Genomic DNA, 1,123 nt, shown 5'->3' with positions numbered 1-1,123 from the left:
GCGGCGTCAGTCCGGAGGCCTTTGAACTGGCCTCGTCGTGAGGACAGGAAATGTCTACGGTTGTGGGGTCAGTCCACAGAATGGCGGGTAATGTTCTTTCCTCAAAAGGGTGACTTCAACTCACAGGAAGGTATCCGTGATACGGAACTGCAACTCAAGAGATGGATGCACGTTTTTGACAAAGTAGTTAATAACTTACACCATCAATAACCTAATTTGAATCAAACAAAAGCCAGCTAAATGCTGGCTTTTTCCATTTAAAATACATAAAGAAAAATTTAACAATGCCGATAACAGTTACATATAATCAAATGTTAATAAAGGAACTTGAAGTGACTGAAAAAATAAATGAAGGCAAAATTATGCAGGTCCTTAACTGGGCTTATGATAAAGCCCTCGACGGGAGTATACCTGGAACAGATTCAGCTTTTGAAATGGCAGATAGCTATTTGAAAGGTGAAGGCACCCTTGTTGACAAAGCTAATTCTCTTATTAGATGGCAAAACACTAAGTCGGTTACCTCAGGATTTCTGTCAGGACTCGGTGGTATCGTGACTCTACCTGTAGCAGTCCCAGCAAGTATCGCTACTGTCCTGTATGTTCAGATCCGAATGATAACCTCACTTGCGATAATGGGTGGATGGGATGTGAAAGATGATCGAGTGAGAAGCCTCGTTTACAGTTGCCTTGTTGGGAATGCAGCGAAAGACATTCTCAAAGGAACAGGGATTGTCGTTGGCTCAAAAATGTCAACACAGTTAATCAAAAGTATTTCGAAAGAAACAATATTCGCCATTAACAAAAAAGTAGGATTTAGATTGTTAACAAAGTTTGGGGAGAAAGGAGCTATCAACTTAGGAAAAATGATCCCCCTTGTCGGAGGTATAATCGGCGGGACGTTTGATGGAGTTTCAACAAATATAGTTGGGAATGTTGCTCGTAAAACTTTTATCGAAAAAAGTGTTTTAGCAGAATAGATAAAATAGATAATTTTTTAACAGGAGCAGTGTGTGTAAACCACTGCTTCCGATACAAACTTTCCCTTAAGTGTCAATACCATTCAAATAGTGACCCACCCTGCCAAAGTAAAACTGACCCACCCCTGTCAGTGGTTAGCCAGAAA

2 protein-coding genes are annotated in these 1,123 nt (G+C 40.6%); both read left to right on the top strand.

All coding sequences use genetic code 11. The features are described 5' to 3' along the window. The first annotated feature begins 90 nt into the window (after window positions 1-90). Window positions 91-210, top strand: a complete 120-nt coding sequence (locus tag AC3Y5R_RS24140) for a DUF4755 domain-containing protein (protein ID WP_489923418.1) — start codon at window positions 91-93, stop codon at window positions 208-210. Between the two features lie 122 nt (window positions 211-332). Further along, complete coding sequence (locus AC3Y5R_RS24135) at window positions 333-977, top strand: EcsC family protein (protein ID WP_482436014.1); 645 nt, start codon at window positions 333-335, stop codon at window positions 975-977. Window positions 978-1,123 lie beyond the last annotated feature (146 nt).

This window comes from Erwinia sp. 009765445, from assembly GCF_058137865.1.
The sequence above is the reverse complement of the archived record's forward strand: the minus strand, read 5'-3'. Positions and strand labels throughout refer to the sequence as shown.